Origin of the sequence: Acinetobacter sp. A47 (assembly GCF_000805455.1) — a bacterium.
Classification (GTDB): Bacteria; Pseudomonadota; Gammaproteobacteria; order Pseudomonadales; family Moraxellaceae; genus Acinetobacter.
In genome coordinates this window covers 257,229-274,995 of the sequence record NZ_JSUS01000064.1, presented here as the reverse complement: position 1 = coordinate 274,995, position 17,767 = coordinate 257,229, and the positions used below count along the sequence as shown (strand labels likewise).

At 43.5% G+C, this 17,767-nt stretch carries 11 protein-coding genes; 7 read left to right on the top strand and 4 right to left on the bottom strand.

Features of this window, described 5'->3' with window-relative positions; genetic code table 11:
• Positions 1 to 46 precede the first annotated feature (46 nt).
• On the top strand, positions 47 to 1,189 hold the full coding sequence (locus tag OC23_RS13420; RefSeq protein ID WP_038345384.1) for a glycerate kinase: 1,143 nt from the start codon (positions 47 to 49) through the stop codon (positions 1,187 to 1,189).
• 6 nt (positions 1,190 to 1,195) lie between these two features.
• Here OC23_RS13420 and OC23_RS13415 read toward each other — a convergent pair whose 3' ends face one another.
• Both OC23_RS13415 and OC23_RS19585 read right to left on the bottom strand, forming a co-directional pair.
• Positions 1,196 to 1,510: an NGG1p interacting factor 3 protein, NIF3 gene (locus OC23_RS13415; RefSeq protein WP_038345383.1), complete on the bottom strand. Its 315-nt coding sequence runs from the start codon at positions 1,508 to 1,510 to the stop codon at positions 1,196 to 1,198.
• A gap of 62 nt (positions 1,511 to 1,572) precedes the next feature.
• On the bottom strand, positions 1,573 to 1,704 hold the full coding sequence (locus OC23_RS19585; protein ID WP_005284612.1) for a KGW motif small protein: 132 nt from the start codon (positions 1,702 to 1,704) through the stop codon (positions 1,573 to 1,575).
• Positions 1,705 to 1,857: 153 nt separating this feature from the next.
• On the opposite strand from OC23_RS19585, the gene OC23_RS13410 reads away from it, so the two are divergent.
• Positions 1,858 to 2,451, top strand: coding sequence for a hypothetical protein (locus OC23_RS13410; RefSeq protein ID WP_038345381.1), 594 nt, complete (start codon positions 1,858 to 1,860; stop codon positions 2,449 to 2,451).
• Between the two features lie 80 nt (positions 2,452 to 2,531).
• Here OC23_RS13410 and OC23_RS13405 read toward each other — a convergent pair whose 3' ends face one another.
• On the bottom strand, positions 2,532 to 3,740 hold the full coding sequence (locus OC23_RS13405) for a multidrug effflux MFS transporter (RefSeq protein WP_038345380.1): 1,209 nt from the start codon (positions 3,738 to 3,740) through the stop codon (positions 2,532 to 2,534).
• Positions 3,741 to 3,814: 74 nt separating this feature from the next.
• The gene (purL, locus tag OC23_RS13400; RefSeq protein WP_038345379.1) at positions 3,815 to 7,645 is read right to left on the bottom strand and encodes a phosphoribosylformylglycinamidine synthase; all 3,831 of its coding nucleotides are present in this window, start codon (positions 7,643 to 7,645) and stop codon (positions 3,815 to 3,817) included.
• A 699-nt stretch (positions 7,646 to 8,344) separates the two neighbouring features.
• Here purL and OC23_RS13395 point away from each other — a divergent pair.
• The 5 genes from OC23_RS13395 (at position 8,345) to OC23_RS13375 (ending at position 17,759) form a co-directional block, all read left to right on the top strand.
• The gene (locus OC23_RS13395; RefSeq protein WP_038345378.1) at positions 8,345 to 12,040 is read left to right on the top strand and encodes an ESPR-type extended signal peptide-containing protein; all 3,696 of its coding nucleotides are present in this window, start codon (positions 8,345 to 8,347) and stop codon (positions 12,038 to 12,040) included.
• A gap of 86 nt (positions 12,041 to 12,126) precedes the next feature.
• Positions 12,127 to 12,876, top strand: coding sequence for a trimeric autotransporter adhesin/peptidogylcan-associated protein TpgA (tpgA, locus tag OC23_RS13390; protein ID WP_413772405.1), 750 nt, complete (start codon positions 12,127 to 12,129; stop codon positions 12,874 to 12,876).
• A gap of 307 nt (positions 12,877 to 13,183) precedes the next feature.
• On the top strand, positions 13,184 to 15,484 hold the full coding sequence (locus tag OC23_RS13385) for a hypothetical protein (RefSeq protein ID WP_038345375.1): 2,301 nt from the start codon (positions 13,184 to 13,186) through the stop codon (positions 15,482 to 15,484).
• Between the two features lie 260 nt (positions 15,485 to 15,744).
• Positions 15,745 to 17,085, top strand: coding sequence for a deoxyguanosinetriphosphate triphosphohydrolase (locus OC23_RS13380; RefSeq protein ID WP_038345374.1), 1,341 nt, complete (start codon positions 15,745 to 15,747; stop codon positions 17,083 to 17,085).
• The gene (locus OC23_RS13375; RefSeq protein WP_038345373.1) at positions 17,085 to 17,759 is read left to right on the top strand and encodes a hypothetical protein; all 675 of its coding nucleotides are present in this window, start codon (positions 17,085 to 17,087) and stop codon (positions 17,757 to 17,759) included. Before OC23_RS13380 ends, OC23_RS13375 begins: the two co-directional genes overlap by 1 nt.
• The last annotated feature ends 8 nt before the right edge of the window (positions 17,760 to 17,767 follow it).

Below are 17,767 nucleotides of genomic sequence, written 5' to 3'. Positions count from 1 at the left end.
GCAGACCGTCTAAGCTCGACTCAGATTAAAACCAAATTTTAAAACTATGAAAGTCGTCATTGCCCCTGATTCATTTAAAGACAGCTTGTCTGCCCAGCATGTAGCAGAAGCGATTGCTTCGGGCTGGCAACAGGTCTTTCCTGATGCAGAAATCATTCAATGCCCGATGGCAGATGGTGGTGAAGGAACCATTGACGCAGTTTTGGCGGCATGTTCGGGTCAATGGCGTGAACAGCAGGTACAAGGCCCACTTGGTGAATCGGTACTGGCAAAATGGGGCTGGATAGAAGCTAAAAAGACCGCCATTATTGAAATGGCACAAGCCAGTGGTATCCAGTTACTCAAACCTTCACAACGTAATGCCTGTATCAGCAGTACTTTTGGTACAGGTGAGCTAATCCTTGCTGCTTTGGATGCGGGCGCCAAGCAAATTATTCTGACGATTGGTGGTAGCGCAACCAATGATGCAGGTACTGGCTTACTCAATGCATTAGGTGCCAGATTTCTGGATGCAGATCATCAAGTCCTGCCTGCTGGTGGTCTTGCCCTGCAAGACCTGGCACAGATTGATCTGGAAAATTTTGACCCACGTATTCACCAAACTCAATTTTTATTGGCCGCAGATGTCACCAATCCACTTTGCGGAATAAATGGTGCTTCGCATATCTTTGGCCCACAAAAAGGCGCTTCACCCAGTCAGGTCCTTGAACTCGATCAGGCATTATCACATTTTGCCGACATTACCGCTCAACACTTTGGCTGTGATCAACGCCATGAGGCGGGTGCCGGTGCTGCGGGTGGAGTAGGCTTTGCAGCTAAAACCTTCTTAAAGGCCGGGTTTCGATCAGGTGTCGAAGTCATTGCAGAACTGAACCAGCTTGCTGACAAAGTTCAGGGGGCAGATTGGGTAATTACTGGCGAAGGTAAACTTGACCAACAAACCTTAAATGGCAAAACCCCTTTCGGTGTCGCCAAAATCGCACAAGCTACCAATATCCCTGTGATTGTGATTGCAGGAACGCTTGGGCAAAACTATCAGGCTTTATACCAACATGGTATTACCGCTGCCTTTTCTTTGACTTCCGGCCCAAGCAGTCTAGAGCAAGCCTGTAAAAATGCAGCAGAGTTGATCTGTGCACGCACAACCGATATCGCCCGTTTAATTCAAAGCACAATGCCTGATAAATAATAAAGCTTATTGAATATCTAAAATCTGGATAAACTCAAAGGCCGGTTCTTCATAGGGATGGCTTGCCTTTAAAGCTTTTGCCACCGCCCTGGCCTTGTCTTTTGCAACAATGGTTTCAACTCGCCATTCGTCGAGCTGCTCTAACTCATCCAGTTGCCCTAAGAACGGATTGGCACCTTTAACGGGCTTAAATTGCCCGATGCCTTTGACTTGCCAAGCACAGTGTTCATAGTTTCCAATACCACCTGCCCCGGCATTAAAAATCGCCTGTTTGGTCGCTGCCAGATGAGATTCAGGCACGTAATAAATCAGTTTTAACATCGTAAAATGGCTCAAATTGAAATCAATCTAGCTTCAATCATAACGGTATAAGAGCTAAACAATCAAAGTGGAAGATTAATCATGAGATAACTTACCGCAATAAACAGCAATTGAATAAACACCGTGAAGCCAAACCAAAACCAGCCTTTGTCTTTTGAATAGCTTGTTCTTAAATAGTTTTCATTTTTCATCATGCGGTTCTCGCCTATGTTATGATTGTTGAAATATAAGAAGCAAGCATTAAACCAACTCTGTAAAAGTTTTTATAAGTGATTCAATAAAACAACCCTAATCTCTAGATTTATCTTTCTATCTAATTAAAATAAAATAAATTTTTATAAATTAATATGGCTCACTCTTTCCAATCACAATGGGATTTTTATTATCCCAACAAACTTCCAATTTCTCATTATTTAATCCAAGATTTTCCACAATTTTGGTTTAGGATCCATAGCCTACCCAAGTCAAAAAGATATGCAGATACGGCTGCAGAATATGCATTATTGCTAGATCGGCAGAATAGAATCATTACAGACTGCTTCGGTACTGACACTTCTATTTTTATTGTTTCAGGCCATTACTTCACATTGAGCAGAAACAAGAAAGTTTATGATCCTGCCTTTATGCTCAAATACCAATTCCATTTAGAGCAGGAAATCAACTTAACACAAGCCAATCCTGAATATTATGATGAAGAGGATGAGGATTATTTCTTTAGACCATATAGCGTCGAAGTAACTTGGCAAACCAATCAACATGATGACTTATTGAAAAAAATCGCTGATGATGAATTAAAGGCTTTTATGGTTTCTTTTGAGCAAAACATAATCGTTGCACCTTATGATGGTGGCATTGATTTTATTATCTTTGATACGGCGAAAAGAAATGCTTTAAGAGACAAATATAAAGACTGGCTTTCATCAAGAGAAGATGGGTTATGACTTAAAAGAAACCCAAAAGAACTCAAAATCTAACCCAGGTTATCCTGACAAAGAGAATCATGTATATCTTATCGATCTAACTACTCAGCACTCAAATTTTTCAACTGTCTTTTCTCATACAGTGTCATCGCAAATGCCAAACCACACAAAATCACAAAACCACTGGCCATCGGAATCAAGGTGCCGTTATACAGCTGCCCAATGATCGAAGCGAGTATTAAAGACAGTACAGATGAAGATGCCCCAATAATCGCCGAAGCCATACCCGCAACATGCCCCATCGGTTCCATGGCAATCGCATTCAGATTTCCAAACAACGTACCAAACAATAAAAACAGAATGCAGGCATACAACATAAACATCCAGAATGAAACGGTTACATCCGCAAGTTGGATGATCAAAAATACCAATGAAATTAAACACAGGCCAAGAAAGCCATAAATACAAATCGGACGCATCCCAAACTTCATCACGATTCGAGAATTGGTAAAAGACGCAATCCCCATTACGCCTGCCAATAGTGCAAAGTAGGCACTAAACTCCTGACCTGTTTTACCGAATTGCTGCATAAAGATTTGTTGTGAAGTGCCCAGGTAGCCAATAAAACCGCCAAAACAGAAACCTGCACAGAGCAGATAACTCATGGTGGTTTTATTGCTCACCACTTCTTTAAAGCCATCCTTAAAAGCTTGTACTCGCATCGGCAACCGATTTTCAGGAATCAGCGTTTCTTCCAGTCGTAACGCGACCCATGCTCCCACAACCGTGGCATAGACCATATACAACACAAAAATATCACGCCAGCCAAAGAAATGAATAATCAGTTGTCCCAGACTCGGCGCAATCGCAGGCGCGACCATAAATACCATCATGATCAGAGACATGATGCGCGCCATTTGTGCGCCGCTATACTTATCCCGCACAATCGAAATTGAAGCGACATAAGGTCCGGAAACACCTACACCCTGAATAAAACGTCCGACCAAGAACCATTCAAAGCTTTGGGTGGAATAGCACAATAAGCTTCCTAAAAAGTAGATCACAATACCTGTGAATAAAATCCGTTTCCGTCCAATCGCATCGGACAATGGTCCTGCTATCAATTGACCAAGGGTCATACCTGAGAAAATGCTAATAATCACCCATTGGGCCTGATTATTGTTCGTTAACGTAAATACTTTTCCAATTTCACCCAGTGCAGGTAAAACCGCATCAATCGAGAAAGAGACGATGGACATTAGTAATGCCATCAATAGTGCAAATTCATGGAAATGGATTTTTGATTTCATTTTTGTTGTCCATTGATGGTTATTGTATTTGGAATTAAATAAGCCACCTGACGGTGGCTTATTGCATGGATTGATTAACCAATAAATTTACGTGCGTTACGGAACATACGTAACCAGGCACCATCTTCAGCCCAGTCTTCTGGCTTCCATGAATGCTGTAAAGCACGGAAATTACGTTCCGGATGCGGCATCATGACCGTTGCACGACCATCTTTAGAGGTTAAGCCTGTAATTGCTTCAGGTGAGCCGTTCGGGTTCAACGGATAGTGCTGAGTTGGGTTACCCAAGCTATCTACATAACGCAAGATCACCTGATTCTCGGCATTTAAAGCAGCAAGTTGCTGTTCAGTTGCAACCAGACGACCTTCACCATGCGCAACCGCGATTGGTAAAATCGAACCTTGCATATCTTCAAGTAATACTGAAACCGATTTTTCTACACGAACGTTCACAGCACGTGCTTCAAACACTTCCGAGGTATTACGGTGGAAACGGCCCCAGTGTTCTGCACCCGGAATCAATGGTGCAAGTTGCGACATCATTTGACAGCCATTACATACGCCCAAGCTGAATGTATTTTGACGATGGAAGAACTGCTCAAACTGGTCACGTAACTTGGCATTGAACAATACCGATTTTGCCCAGCCACCGCCAGCACCCATGACATCACCATACGAGAAGCCACCACATGCCACTAGACCTTCAAAATCGCTCAAGCTGACACGACCGGCAAGCAAGTCACTCATGTGTACGTCGATGGTATTGAAGCCGACCTTGTCAAACGCCGCCGCCATTTCGACATGACCATTGACACCCTGCTCACGCAAGATTGCCATGTTTGGACGACGTGTATTGATAAACGGCGCTTCAACAGGTTCATTTAAATCATAAGTTGCTTGGGCAAGCAAACCTTTATGGTTTTTATCTGCGATTAATGCAAACTCTTGATCCGCCGTTTCTACGTTATCACGTAAGCGTTGGATCTGATGCGATACTTCTGCCCATGCTTGTTGCAATTCAGCACGCTCTAGCGTTAAACCATTGACTGCCAATTGATCCGTGCTATTTACACGACCGACAACAGCAATGGCATCTTTCAGGCTAGAGGCTGCAACTTCAACTTCTAACTGTGCCCAATCCGCCGCTGTGATTTGCAGTACAGCACCAATTTCTTCAGCAAACAAGCTTTCAGTGGTTTGGTTTTCTAAAGCGACACCCAAGCGTGAAGCAAACATCATTTCAGCAACAGTCGCCAGTAAACCACCATCACCGATGTCATGGTAAGCCTTGATCACACCACGGTTGTTCCAGTCTTGAATCAAGGCAAAGAATGCTTTGAAGTCATCAAAACTATCGACATCAGGTGTCACTGAACCAATGGCTTTATATACCTGCGCCAAGATCGAACCACCTAAACGGAACTGTCCTTTAGATAGGTCAATACGCACCAGCACAGAGTCAGCCAGATTTTTCAATTCAGGCGTTAAGGTTTTACGTACATCCAGTACAGGCGCAAAAGCGGTAATGACACCGGTCATTGGTGAAGTTACTGCTTTCTCTTCACCATCGTTCCACGTTGTACGCATTGAAAGTGAATCTTTACCGACTGGAATTGCGATGCCTAGAGCAGGACACATTTCCATACCAATCGCTTTGACACCTTCAAACAAGGCTTGGTCTTCACCTTTTTGACCTGCCGCTGCCATCCAGTTTGCCGAAAGCTTGATATCGCTGATTTGTTCGATGTTGGCACAGGCAATGTTGGTAATCGCTTCCGCAACCGCTAAACGTGCAGATGCAGCAGGATTCAACAAAGCCACTGGTGGACGTTCGCCCATTGCCATGGCTTCACCAGTGAAACCTTGTAAGCTGGTAGTCGTCACGGCTGCATCGGCAACAGGTACCTGCCAGCGACCCACCATCTGGTCACGTGCAACCATACCAGTAATCGAACGGTCACCAATGGTGATCAGGAACGACTTAGATGCAACAGTCGGATTTTTCAATACACGGAAGATCGCATCTTTCAAATCAACTTTTGCTGCATCAAAGTCATTGCCAGTACGTTCAATCGTTTCATACGAACGTTGCATACGTGGCGTACCACCCAACATCACCTGCATCGGAATGTCGACTGCATTGTTGTCAAACAAAGGATCTTCAACAGTCAAATGACGTGCTTCAGTCGCTTCACCCAGTACTGCAAACGGACAACGCTCACGTGCACAGATTTCTTCAAACTGTTCTAAAGATTCTGGACGGATTGCAAGAACATAACGCTCTTGTGCTTCGTTTGACCAGATTTCCATCGGGCTCATACCCGGCTCTAAAGACGGAATCTTACGCAGGTTAAGAACCGCACCCAGCTCATGATCGTTTACAAGCTCAGGCATGGCATTGGATAAACCGCCTGCACCCACGTCATGAATAGAGACAATCGGGTTAAAGTCTTCCAGACGCCAGCAGGTATCAATCACTTCCTGACAACGACGTTCCATTTCCGGGTTTTCACGTTGTACAGAAGCAAAATCCAAGCTTTCACCCATGGTACCGCTGTCTACAGAAGACGCTGCGCCACCGCCAAGGCCGATCAACATGGCCGGGCCACCCAATACAATGAGCAGATCACCCGGCTGGATTGCATCTTTTTCGACATGGTCAGGACGAATGTTACCGTAACCGCCTGCAATCATGATTGGCTTATGGAAGCCTTTCACTTCACCATTGACATTCTGTTCAAAAGTACGGAAATAACCATTTAATGCAGGACGACCGAATTCGTTGTTAAACGCAGCACCACCCAATGGACCTTCAATCATGATCTGTAATGGTGATGCCATACGTGAAGGTTTACCGTAGTTTTCTTCCCAAGGCTGTTCAAAGCCAGGAATATTCAGGTTAGAAACGGTAAAGCCGGTTAAGCCTGCTTTTGGTTTACCACCACGGCCGGTTGCACCTTCATCACGGATTTCACCGCCCGAACCGGTTGCCGCCCCTGCAAATGGAGAAATGGCTGTTGGATGGTTATGGGTTTCCACCTTCATTAAAATGTGAGCAGCCTGGCTCTTGTATTTATAAACAAAGTGACCGTTTTCATCCGCTTTCGGATAAAAACGCATGGTGTCATATCCCACGATCACAGAGGCATTATCTTTATATGCCGATAACACATCGGTTGGCGATTCTTTATAGGTATTCTTGATCATCTGGAACAAGGATAATGGCTGTTTCTCGCCATCGATCGTCCATTCCGAACCAAAGATTTTGTGACGGCAGTGTTCAGAGTTTGCCTGTGCAAACATCATCAGCTCGATGTCGTTTGGATTACGTCCCAGCTTGGTAAAGGCTTCGGTAAGGTAATCAATTTCCTGTTCAGATAAAGCAAAGCCAAACTCATTGTTGGCTTTGACTAATGCTGCTTTACCCTGACCCAGAATATCAATTGAGTTCAACGGTTTCGGGGCGGTTTCCGAAAATAATGCTTTTGCATCTTCAATTTGGGCAAAAACATTCTCTGTCATACGGTCATGTAACGCCAGTTTGACCTCATTGGAAATTTCTTTTATCCCTTTTAAGGTAAACAGGATTCCACGTTCCAAACGGTGCACCGGCGTATTACAGTTCTTGAAAATATCTGTTGCCTTGGATGACCACGGCGAGATTGTGCCGACACGTGGTGTCACCAAAATCTGGATTTCATCACTCGCAGCTTGGCGAAGTTGAAAAGATTGACCATCGTTTAAAAGTTGTAATGCCGATTGATGTTGCTGCTCGCTGAGCGCTTGATCAAACAAATAAACCCACTGGCTGTCAAAAGATTGAACAGAACTCATTGACGCTAAACGGTTTAAGAGTTGAGCTTTCTTGAAAGAAGAATGTGCTGATGCACCGGCCACGATAAACATGTTGACTTTGGCTCCACGGGCAGGTCTAACGATCCTACCGCCATGTGACTTATGAGAGAGCGCATATTCTACTGTTTATTCGTCGAATCAGCTAGATGTGATCTACGATTTATCTTTTTACTTTATTGCAACTGAAATTAATTGACATCTTTTTTGTGGCGGGTTCCGGATAAAATCGTTTCCTTCATGATCAGGATTCATGCCCTCCCTTCGGATTTCTTCAGGCAAGTTACTCTTTTATTTTTTTGATCGCTTATTTTAGAACCTTTATATATCTGTCACTAGAACCTTCGGTTTTAATACTTCAGACAATCATGTCAGCTGTCCATGCAAATGTTTACTCTTTTGCGCTTTACTCTTTAATAAAAATAAAAACAGTTTGTGGTGAAAATTATTTTGATACAAAAAGCAACCAAACAAATTGAGCTGTAACGTTCGATTAATAAGAATTGTCCACTTTTTTTTATCGTCATTAATCCAGCCTACTCAGCACAACTATTTATTTTTGCATCAATCTTTTTTTATTAAACACAATAGTTTTATCGCAAATCAAATCAACAAAACAAATAAATGTGTGATTTACATCACACAAACACAGCGCTATGTTAAAGATGAAAAAAATATATTTAAAAAAACAAGAACAAAAATTACCTGACTAATTTCTTGTTCTGATCCGTACTTTGTTGCTGAGAACACACTATGAATAAATTCTATAAAGTTGTATGGAACGCATCTTTGGGTGCATGGGTAGCAGTTTCAGAAATTGCTAAAGCTAAAACACGGACTACATCAAAAAAATTAACCTTATCAACGGTCATTATAACGCTCATTACAGGATTCTCGCCCTCGGTATGGGCTGCGACAGGAATCGATGGGGGTACAGGCAATGGCACTGCTATTTCTGGAAGCACCCAGACCAACTGCCAGGACGGCGGTGCCAACACGGCCAATGCCAAAGATATTGCAATCGGCTGTTCGGCGACAACCTTGCAAACCACCTCTGCCAATATCTTGATTGCCAATCGTCAAAACCCTTATAACAACTCGACAGGTGCCTTTGCAAATCCGCTCCAGCCGAAGCAAGGCGGCTCGATCAGCCTGGGCACCGGTGCAAGAACCGAGAGCCCGCTCGGTACTGCAATTGGCTCTTATGCAACAACTCAAGGGGTTGCCGGAATCTCTTTAGGTACAGCAGCCTTGTCTAGCGGGAACACAGCTTTGGCAATTGGCCGGCAGTCCGCAGCCATAGGCGATTATTCTCAAGCCATCGGAAATGTAGCTGCAGCAACAGGCAAAGGCTCGTTAGCAATCGGCCACTCAGCAACTGCTGAAGGTTATCGTGCGATTGCCATTGGCTCCCCTGATATTGACAATGCAGATCCGGTTGCCGGGCAAGCAGGTGCGGCCTATCAGCCTAACATGGCAACAAAGGCTACAGGCAAAGATTCTATCGCATTTGGCGGTGGCGCCATTGCAACCAAGCAAAATGCTTTGGCAATTGGTGCCTTTTCAGAGTCTACAGGTGACAAATCGGTCTCTATAGGTACAGGTTCCAAAGCCAATCAAGATAATGCGGTAGTTATTGGGGATCAGGCCCAGACAGCTGTTGAAGGAGGCATTGCAATTGGTCAGGGTGCTCAGGCCAATGCCGAGAATAGTATTTCCATCGGCCAGCAATCTAAATCAACAACAGCAACAGGCAATGCTTTCCTCACCAATCAGGCTCCACCTACAGGCGTCTTGTCTATTGGGGATGTTGGGCAAGAACGTCGTATTCAAAATGTTGCCGATGGTTCGGCACTCTCCGATGCTGTCACTGTGGCCCAACTAGATAGAGCTTATGATGATGTAAACAATAATTTAAGCAATGTACTGGGAGGCAATAGTCATTATGATCCAGTCACAAATACCTACACCCCTCCGAGCAACCTGGGTGGAACAGGTAAAAATACGATTGATGACGCCTTAAAAGCTGTCAAAACCAATGTCGTTGCCGGTACAAATACCAATGTCGTGAAAACTACAGATCCGGTGAATGGCAACGATATTTACACAGTCAATGCCGACAGTGCCAGTGTTTCTGCTGCCCCGGCGCTACAGGTAAGCAAAGGCACCAAAGACAGCAATAATAATACCGACTACCAGATTGACCTGGCCCAAAGCACCAAAGACGACATTAAAAAAGGTGTGGATGCCAGCAATGACCTGCAAAGCAAAGGCCTGACCTTTAATGGAGATAGTGGTACTACAGGTATCAAGAAACTGGGCGATACCGTGTCTGTTACAGGAGACAATAATATTACAACCGAGGCTGGCGCTGAAGGCATACAGGTTAAACTGAATCCAAATCTGGATCTGGGCCCGACTGGCAGCTTAAACATCGGCAATAGCAAGCTAGATAATACGGGCTTGACCATTATCAATGGCCCAAGTATCACCAGTAATGGAATTGATGCAGGCAATAAAGTGATCAGTAATGTATCGAGTGGTGGTAATACTCTAACCAATGCTGCCAATATTGGTGATGTACAAAAAGCTGCTGCTGCAGCCAAAACTGCGCTGCAAAATGGTACAAATGTCAATATTGGCAAAGCAACCGACCCTGTCAGTGGCAACGATATTTACACAGTCAATGCCGACAGTGCCAGCGTTTCCGCTGCCCCGGCGCTACAGGTAAGCAAAGGCGCCAAAGACAGCAATAATAATACCGACTACCAGATTGACCTGGCCCAAAGCACCAAAGACGACATTAAAAAAGGTGTGGATGCCAGCAATGACCTGCAAAGCAAAGGCCTGACCTTTAATGGAGATAGTGGCACCACAGGTATCAAGAAACTGGGCGATACCGTGTCTGTTACAGGAGACAACAATATTACAACCGAGGCTGGCGCTGAAGGCATACAGGTTAAACTGAATCCAAATCTGGATCTGGGCCCGACTGGCAGCTTAAACATCGGCAATAGCAAGCTAGATAATACGGGCTTGACCATTATCAATGGCCCAAGTATCACCAGTAACGGGATTGATGCAGGTAATAAAAAAATTATCAATGTGGCCAATGGAACAATTGCCCAAAACTCAAAAGATGCTGTGAACGGTGCTCAAATTCACAACATTTCCGAAAGTATCAAAAATAGTATTGGTGGCAATACCACTGTAAATCCTGATGGAAGTATTACAACCAGTAATATTGGAGGTACAGGCGCAAATAACATTGATGATGCTATCCGCTCGGTCAAGACCGATGCAGTCAAAGCAAAAACCACTGTCTCTCAAGGCAGTAATATCAGCGTTAAACAAACTGTTAATCCTGATGGTAGCAGCAACTATGAAGTATCTACCAATAAGGATCTGGTGCTAGATAGTGTCCAGACGGGAGACAGTGTCCTAAATAACAACGGATTAACCATCAAGGATGGTCCAAGTGTTACCAAAGACGGCATAGATGCCGCCGATAAGAAAATTACCCATGTGGCCAATGGAAGCATTGCACCGGATTCAAAAGATGCCGTGAATGGTAGCCAGATCAGTAATATTTCAAATAGCATCAAAAATAGTATTGGTGGCAATACCATTGTCAATCCTGACGGTACTATCAGTACAAATAACGTAGGTGGAACAGGTTCAGATACAATTGATGGTGCAATTCATTCCATCAGGAATGATGCAAAAGCAGCCAGAACCGAAGTTACTGCAGGAAATAATATTACAGTAATCAATAAAGGTCCTGGTGCCAATGGGCAAGATGTTTATGAGGTTGCAACAGCCAAAGACGTTAGTTTTAATAGTGTCTCCAGCCAATCGGTCAATGTCGGCCAGGTCAAGATTAATGAAAATGGCATCAATGCTGGAAACCAGAAAATTACCAATGTCGCAAATGGTAGTATTGGCCCCAACTCCAAAGATGCAATTAATGGCTCACAACTCAATGTCACCAATAATAAAATCGTTGAGTTCTTAGGCGGTGGAGCCGGTTATGACAATATCACCAATAGCTTCACCAACCCGACCTATAAGGTTGATGGCAAAGACTATAAAAATGTTGGCAATGCAATTGATGCCTTAAATAAATCAGATCAGACCTTAAATAATAAAATCGACAATGTCAGTAACCGGCTTGAACAGGCTTTTTATTCAACCAATCAACGTATTGACGATGTAGAGAAAAAAGCGAATGCGGGTATTGCAGCGGCTATGGCTTTGGAGAATGCGCCATATATTGCAGGTAAATATACCTATGCTGTGGGTGCTGCCTATCATAGCAGCGAGAGCGCCGTCGGTATTACCCTTCGTAAAACGGCCGACAATGGCCGCTGGTCATTGACAGGAGGTATCGCAGCCGCCTCCCATGGTGATCCGAGCGTACGCGTAGGTATTAGCGGTGTTATCGATTAATGACCGATGATTCAGGAGAGCATTGCCTCTCCTATCTTTAAGAAACCAAGAGAGTAAGCAATATGAAAATGATAATAATAGCTTCAATGTTTGCAATTGTTTCTGGCGCGGTAACACATGCATTTGCAGATAACGCCACTCCAGTTCAGCAAGAAGAGGTTAGTTTTCCCAAAGTTGAAAAAAGTTACCTGAAACAGGTGAAACGTTATGAAGTGGATGATGTCGCACGTTTGAATGTAGGTTTGAATAAAGACCAGATCCGGCATTTACTGGGCAACCCTCAGTTTAGCGAGGGCGTATTTTTTGTTAAAACATGGAATTACGTGCTCGATATCCGCAAACCGGATAGCCAGGACTATTTAAGATGCCAGTTACGAGTTGATTTTGATAAAAACTATATAGCCGAACATCTTTCCTGGAAAGGTGAAGAGTGTGGCGCCCTGCCCGCTGCTCCTCAAAAACAAGCCCAACAAAACCCGATCAATTCAGCCAATGTTCTCTTTACATTCGACCGTTCCGATGCAAATGCCATTGAACAGGGGCAAACCGCCATCTCAAAAATCGCCCAACAAATTAAGCAGAGTGATTCAGCAAATCCCATCATTGTGGCAGGCTTTACCGATCCATTGGGCAAAACTCCCTATAACCATGAACTATCTGCACAACGTGCAAATACCGTTGCCCGCCTGTTAATCAATGAAGGAATTGAAGCCAACCGCATCCAGATTCAGGCAAACAGCCAAACAGATGCCTATCGGCAATGTTCTACCCAACAACACCGTAGTCAGTTGATTGACTGTTTAGCACCGAATAGACGCGTCAATATCCACTGGTAAATCCAAATAAGGCTCCGGACAGTGAATGTTCGGGGCCAGTTTTAAACCAGCTCCCCCTGCGTTATTGATCACCATTCTTTTACGACCAGAAACAGCAGACCTGCCAGTGTGCTGTTTCTTTGCCTTATACGGCCGCCCCCCTCCACATCAAGTGCGTCCTGCCATGTCTTGTATATAAACTAACGGACGTCTGACCGGGTACTTTTAATTCTTCTGCCTTGCTGTTTACCTTTATCATAACAGGCCAGAAACACGATATAATACAGACCTGTCTTCATAACAACAGAGATTAAGCTAGAGTACTTAAATGAATAAGCAGATTATTGAACAGCTATTTGAACAAAATAAAATTCAACAATGCATTGAAGCCGCTAAAGAATATTTAACAGACCATCCCAACGACCTTGATATACGCTATCTGCTGTCACAGGCCCATTATCAGCAAGCTTCATTGCAAGGGCATGAACAGACCCGTCAGGCCTTAAAAGACACCATTCTCCCCGACCTCAAAAAAATTATTAACCAGAATAATGACACCGCTGTCATCAGGACTTTGCTTGAATATCTGTTTGAGCATGAAGCATCTCTAGAGCAAAACCCTGCACATCTTTCACTGCTTAATCATGAAAATACACAAGAATATAAACAACTGATCGCGCAACTTTATCAGCAGGAAAATGAAAAGGAAGCTGCCCTGCGTTTTTATCTGCTACTTGCCAAGCAACAGCAGCAGGTAAATGACTTCTTGAAATATCATGCCGAATATACCGAACTGTATCAACAGCAGTATGCCCATAACCGTGAACTACGCGATATCATGGTTTCCCAGCTCTGGCTCGATAAAGTGTATTTTTTAGCATCGCAACAACATCCTGACTTAATCACGCACATCGAAAATGGTATTGATCTGCTGTCTGTTGAAGATGAAACCGAGTATTTGCATTTGGCGGAAATTGCGTATGAGCATCAAAACATTACATTGGCACAAAAAATATTATTAAAACTGATCAAAGGATTAAATTACCAACCCGAAGTTCCGGCCGGATTAGTCCGCTGGTATCAGCGCTTTGAAGAGCTGATTAAAAACGGTTATGACCACCCTGAAGTGCGCTATTACCAGATTATTATTGAGCGAAACTATTATGAACAACTCAATAAAACCAAATCCTCCTACTATCAACGCTGTCTAAGCACCATTGAAAAATATCCGGATGAAGCTGCAGCCTTCCATTTTGCTGGAACTTATCTGTATGAAAACGAACAATATCAGCAAGCATTAACTTATCTGGAAAAAGCTCAGGTCTTAGAACCGGATGTAGTGACCTGGCGTAGATGGGTGAAATCGAAATATCTGGCTCAACAACCGATCCATCTGGAAGTACCTGTATTCAGCAAGGCCCTCCCCAGAGACCTGTATGCTACAGGGGTGAGTCTGAACGATTTTTATCAGGAGAATTATCAGTTCGATGAGGAAACGACGACTTACTTTCACCACTTAAATTGTGAAGTTTACCGTCAGTCTTATCACGCCTTTAAACAATATTTTGAGCATAATCAGTATCAGAGCGATTTCTACGGGGACTATCACGTTTTTGCCATGTGCTGTAACAACTATGCCATTCAGTTGCTGAATACGGAACACTATGATCAGGCAGCACAGATTGCAACAGAAGGGTTACAGTATTCTGAATTTATGGAGTTACATTTTAACCGGATCTGGGCTTATCAATATTCTGAAGATTACCCGCAGATGGAACAGGCCTTAACAGAATATTTTGAAAAATATGATGAAAGCTGTGTGCCGTTTATTGAACATCAGGTTCGAGTAGCTGAGCAGGTGGTCTGTAAGGCAAAATTGGGCCGACTCAACAATATTCAGCAAGAGGCCGAAAAAGTATTATTCCGGCTCTATGATCATTATGCCAAAACACAGCACATGAATGATCAAGACTATCGTAATCTTCATGTTGCAGAGGGCGCAGTAGAGAGGCTAATTTATGAACTGTATGAAAATCAGGATGCATTGATTCGCAAAGACTATTATGAAAGTGTCACTGCACGTTATCCATTAGCCTCACAGCCTTATTATGTGTTAATGCAGGTCTATAATGAATTAGAGGATTATGAAAAGGTAAACCAATATGCTTATCGCTATTTAGAGGTAAAGCGCAATTTTATGATCGCACCACAAGACTGGGACAAAGCGATTTATCTGCTCATAAAAAGTCACTGCTTACTTGAACAACATGAGCAAGCGATCCAGTTTTATCAACACCATGCAGCCAGAATAGAGCAGGAATTTGATCCGGATAATTTTCCGACGCTCAACCAATACCTCATACAAAGCTTTCTCAAGCTAGGTGATTTTGCAATGGTACATCAGCTGGCTGAACAGTCCCGAACAATTTATGAAGAGCAAGCATGGGACTATGATGACATCATGGAAAAAACCTATCTGCTCGAAGCTGAAGCATACTACAACAGCGGTCAGATCAAACAGGCGCACCAACATCTGGATCACATCCTGTCATTTAGCGACCATACCCCTATAGCCGCCGAATACAAAAAGTCATGGAAAAAACCCGGGTTCTTCTCCAGATTTTTTTAAGCTCAATTAAATGACTTCGCTCTGACTTATTTATAGCTTGTTATTCAATATATGAATAAGTCAGATCTTTCACCTGAGCTATTGTTAGGGCATTCCGCTCCAAGCCTGCTACTTGTAAGCTTGTTATTTTGCAACACTGCAACCAATTCAATAACCTTAAACGCCTGAAACAAGCAGCAAGACAATTTATGTCGCCCTGCTCTAGTGCTTTCATCTTTTTTTTGGCATGATGAAACTGAATTCATAGTGAATAATGATAAATGGAACAAATGCGTTGGTTAGAGTTGCTGTCTGCAATTCGTCTAGGTAGTAAAAAAAGCAGTACCGAATTGGCCCGAAGCCCATTCCATAAAGATTATGACCGAATTATATTTTCCCAAAGCTTTCGCCAACTTAACAGAAAAACCCAGGTTCACCCACTGACCCAGCACGACGGCATTCATACCCGTTTAACCCACTCACTGGAAGTTTCCTGCATTGGACGCTCGCTAGGAATGCTGGCAGCAGAAAAAATCAGGGACGAATTACCGGTATGGATTTCTCCTGCCGATGTGGGTGCCATTATTCAGGCAGCCTGTCTGGCCCATGATATTGGCAATCCTCCTTTTGGCCATGCCGGTGAATATGCTATTCGCGAATGGTTTGATGATGCCTCACACCGGGACTTCCTCACCAAACTGACAGCAGAAGAAGAAGCCGACGTACGTCAGTTCGAGGGCAATGCCCAGGGACTTCGCCTACTTAGCCGGATTGATTATCACCCGGATGATGGCGGAATGCGCCTGACCTGTGCCACGCTGGGTGCGTATTTAAAATATCCCTGGTTATCCAAAACCATTGAAGAGCAAGGTGACAGGCCGTCTCATCAACGGGCAAAATTCGGTTGCTACCAATCTGAAAAGGAAATTTTAAAACAACTGGCAGAACAGCTCGGCCTGATTCAACTGGGTGAATATCATTATTGCCGTCATCCCCTGACCTATTTGCTGGAAGCTGCTGATGATATTTGTTATGCACTGATTGATCTGGAAGATGGCATTATTCTCAACATGTTGAACTATGCCGAAGTGGAGCCGATTTTTCTAAATCTCATTGCCGATTATGGTTACCCTGAAGAACTGCATTTACCACATACTACCTGGCAGCAAAAAATTGCGGCTCTACGTGGCCGTGTCATGAAACGGCTGGTGGATGAAGTCACCACTGCCTTTGCCAAGCACCACTTTGAAATTCTAACCGGCCAGCTCAAGGGTAATCTTCTACAATATTGCTCACCCGATATTGAAGCCGGTATCCAAACCGCCAAGAACCTGGCCCGGGACCGCATTTTTGAGCACCCACAAAAATCGGGGCTGGAGATTATTGCACATCAAAGTTTACAGACTATTCTGGATGCTTTTGTTCCCTTAACCATGCCACACAAGACACTCAGTTTTAAAGAACAGCGGTTAATGTCGATTTTGCAACATTCGGGCGCAAATTTTCAGAACAACCATTACAATAATATTATGCAAGTTCTCGATATTATTAGTAAGTTTTCTGACCATCAAGCCTATAGCCTGGCGCAGGAGTTGCAAGGAAATAAAATAGGCTTTTTCTAATGAAGCGATTTGTTGATGAAGGTCAGACCTGGGGTAGTTTTACCCATGCCCCTGTTTTAGTGGTATGCCCATTTTGCCAGAGCAAAGCTCAGGTCTTTCAGCAAGACTTACCTCATCAGCCTAAAAAAAATATTATTTTTAGCTGTTTATCGTGTTGTAAAGCTTTTGATCAAGATCAGCAGCAACAAAACAACTTAGGCTATTTTGACGAGATCAATGTAGAAATTAATCAGACCTGCACTTGTAAACGCGGGAAATTTTACTTTTCCCAATCTTATGCTCGGCCCGGCACTCTTCCCCCTTTTATAAAGCTGAATTGCAGTTTCTGCCAAAAAGAGCAAGTGTATGATTCTCCTTATCCGTTATTGACCTATAAAACTCCGAGAAAATCCGGGTTTGAAATCAATAAAGATCCTTTCTTTGGCTATCGGCTGTATCTCACCACAGCAACAAGGCATGGTCTTGTTTTCGTATATAACACGGAACAGTTAAATGATTTGAAAGCTTACATCTCTGCTGAGCTAAGACAGAGAACCTATACAAATAAGAATAAAACTTACTTAAGCCGATTGCCTGCCTGGATAAAATCCGCACGAAATCGCAAAGAAATCCTGAAAGCCATTTTGCGTTTAGAACAAATGGCTACTACTATTCAACCATTAACAAAAAAGTGAAAGATTCA

What these genes read in the sequence shown, in the direction of transcription:
- OC23_RS13420 (WP_038345384.1), top strand. Translation starts at nt 47, where the DNA reads ATGAAAGTCGTCATTGCCCCTGATTCATTTAAAGACAGCTTGTCTGCC.
- OC23_RS13415 (WP_038345383.1), bottom strand. Translation starts at nt 1,510, where the DNA reads ATGTTAAAACTGATTTATTACGTGCCTGAATCTCATCTGGCAGCGACC.
- OC23_RS19585 (WP_005284612.1), bottom strand. Translation starts at nt 1,704, where the DNA reads ATGATGAAAAATGAAAACTATTTAAGAACAAGCTATTCAAAAGACAAA.
- OC23_RS13410 (WP_038345381.1), top strand. Translation starts at nt 1,858, where the DNA reads ATGGCTCACTCTTTCCAATCACAATGGGATTTTTATTATCCCAACAAA.
- OC23_RS13405 (WP_038345380.1), bottom strand. Translation starts at nt 3,740, where the DNA reads ATGAAATCAAAAATCCATTTCCATGAATTTGCACTATTGATGGCATTA.
- purL (WP_038345379.1), bottom strand. Translation starts at nt 7,645, where the DNA reads ATGTTTATCGTGGCCGGTGCATCAGCACATTCTTCTTTCAAGAAAGCT.
- OC23_RS13395 (WP_038345378.1), top strand. Translation starts at nt 8,345, where the DNA reads ATGAATAAATTCTATAAAGTTGTATGGAACGCATCTTTGGGTGCATGG.
- tpgA (WP_413772405.1), top strand. Translation starts at nt 12,127, where the DNA reads ATGTTTGCAATTGTTTCTGGCGCGGTAACACATGCATTTGCAGATAAC.
- OC23_RS13385 (WP_038345375.1), top strand. Translation starts at nt 13,184, where the DNA reads ATGAATAAGCAGATTATTGAACAGCTATTTGAACAAAATAAAATTCAA.
- OC23_RS13380 (WP_038345374.1), top strand. Translation starts at nt 15,745, where the DNA reads ATGGAACAAATGCGTTGGTTAGAGTTGCTGTCTGCAATTCGTCTAGGT.
- OC23_RS13375 (WP_038345373.1), top strand. Translation starts at nt 17,085, where the DNA reads ATGAAGCGATTTGTTGATGAAGGTCAGACCTGGGGTAGTTTTACCCAT.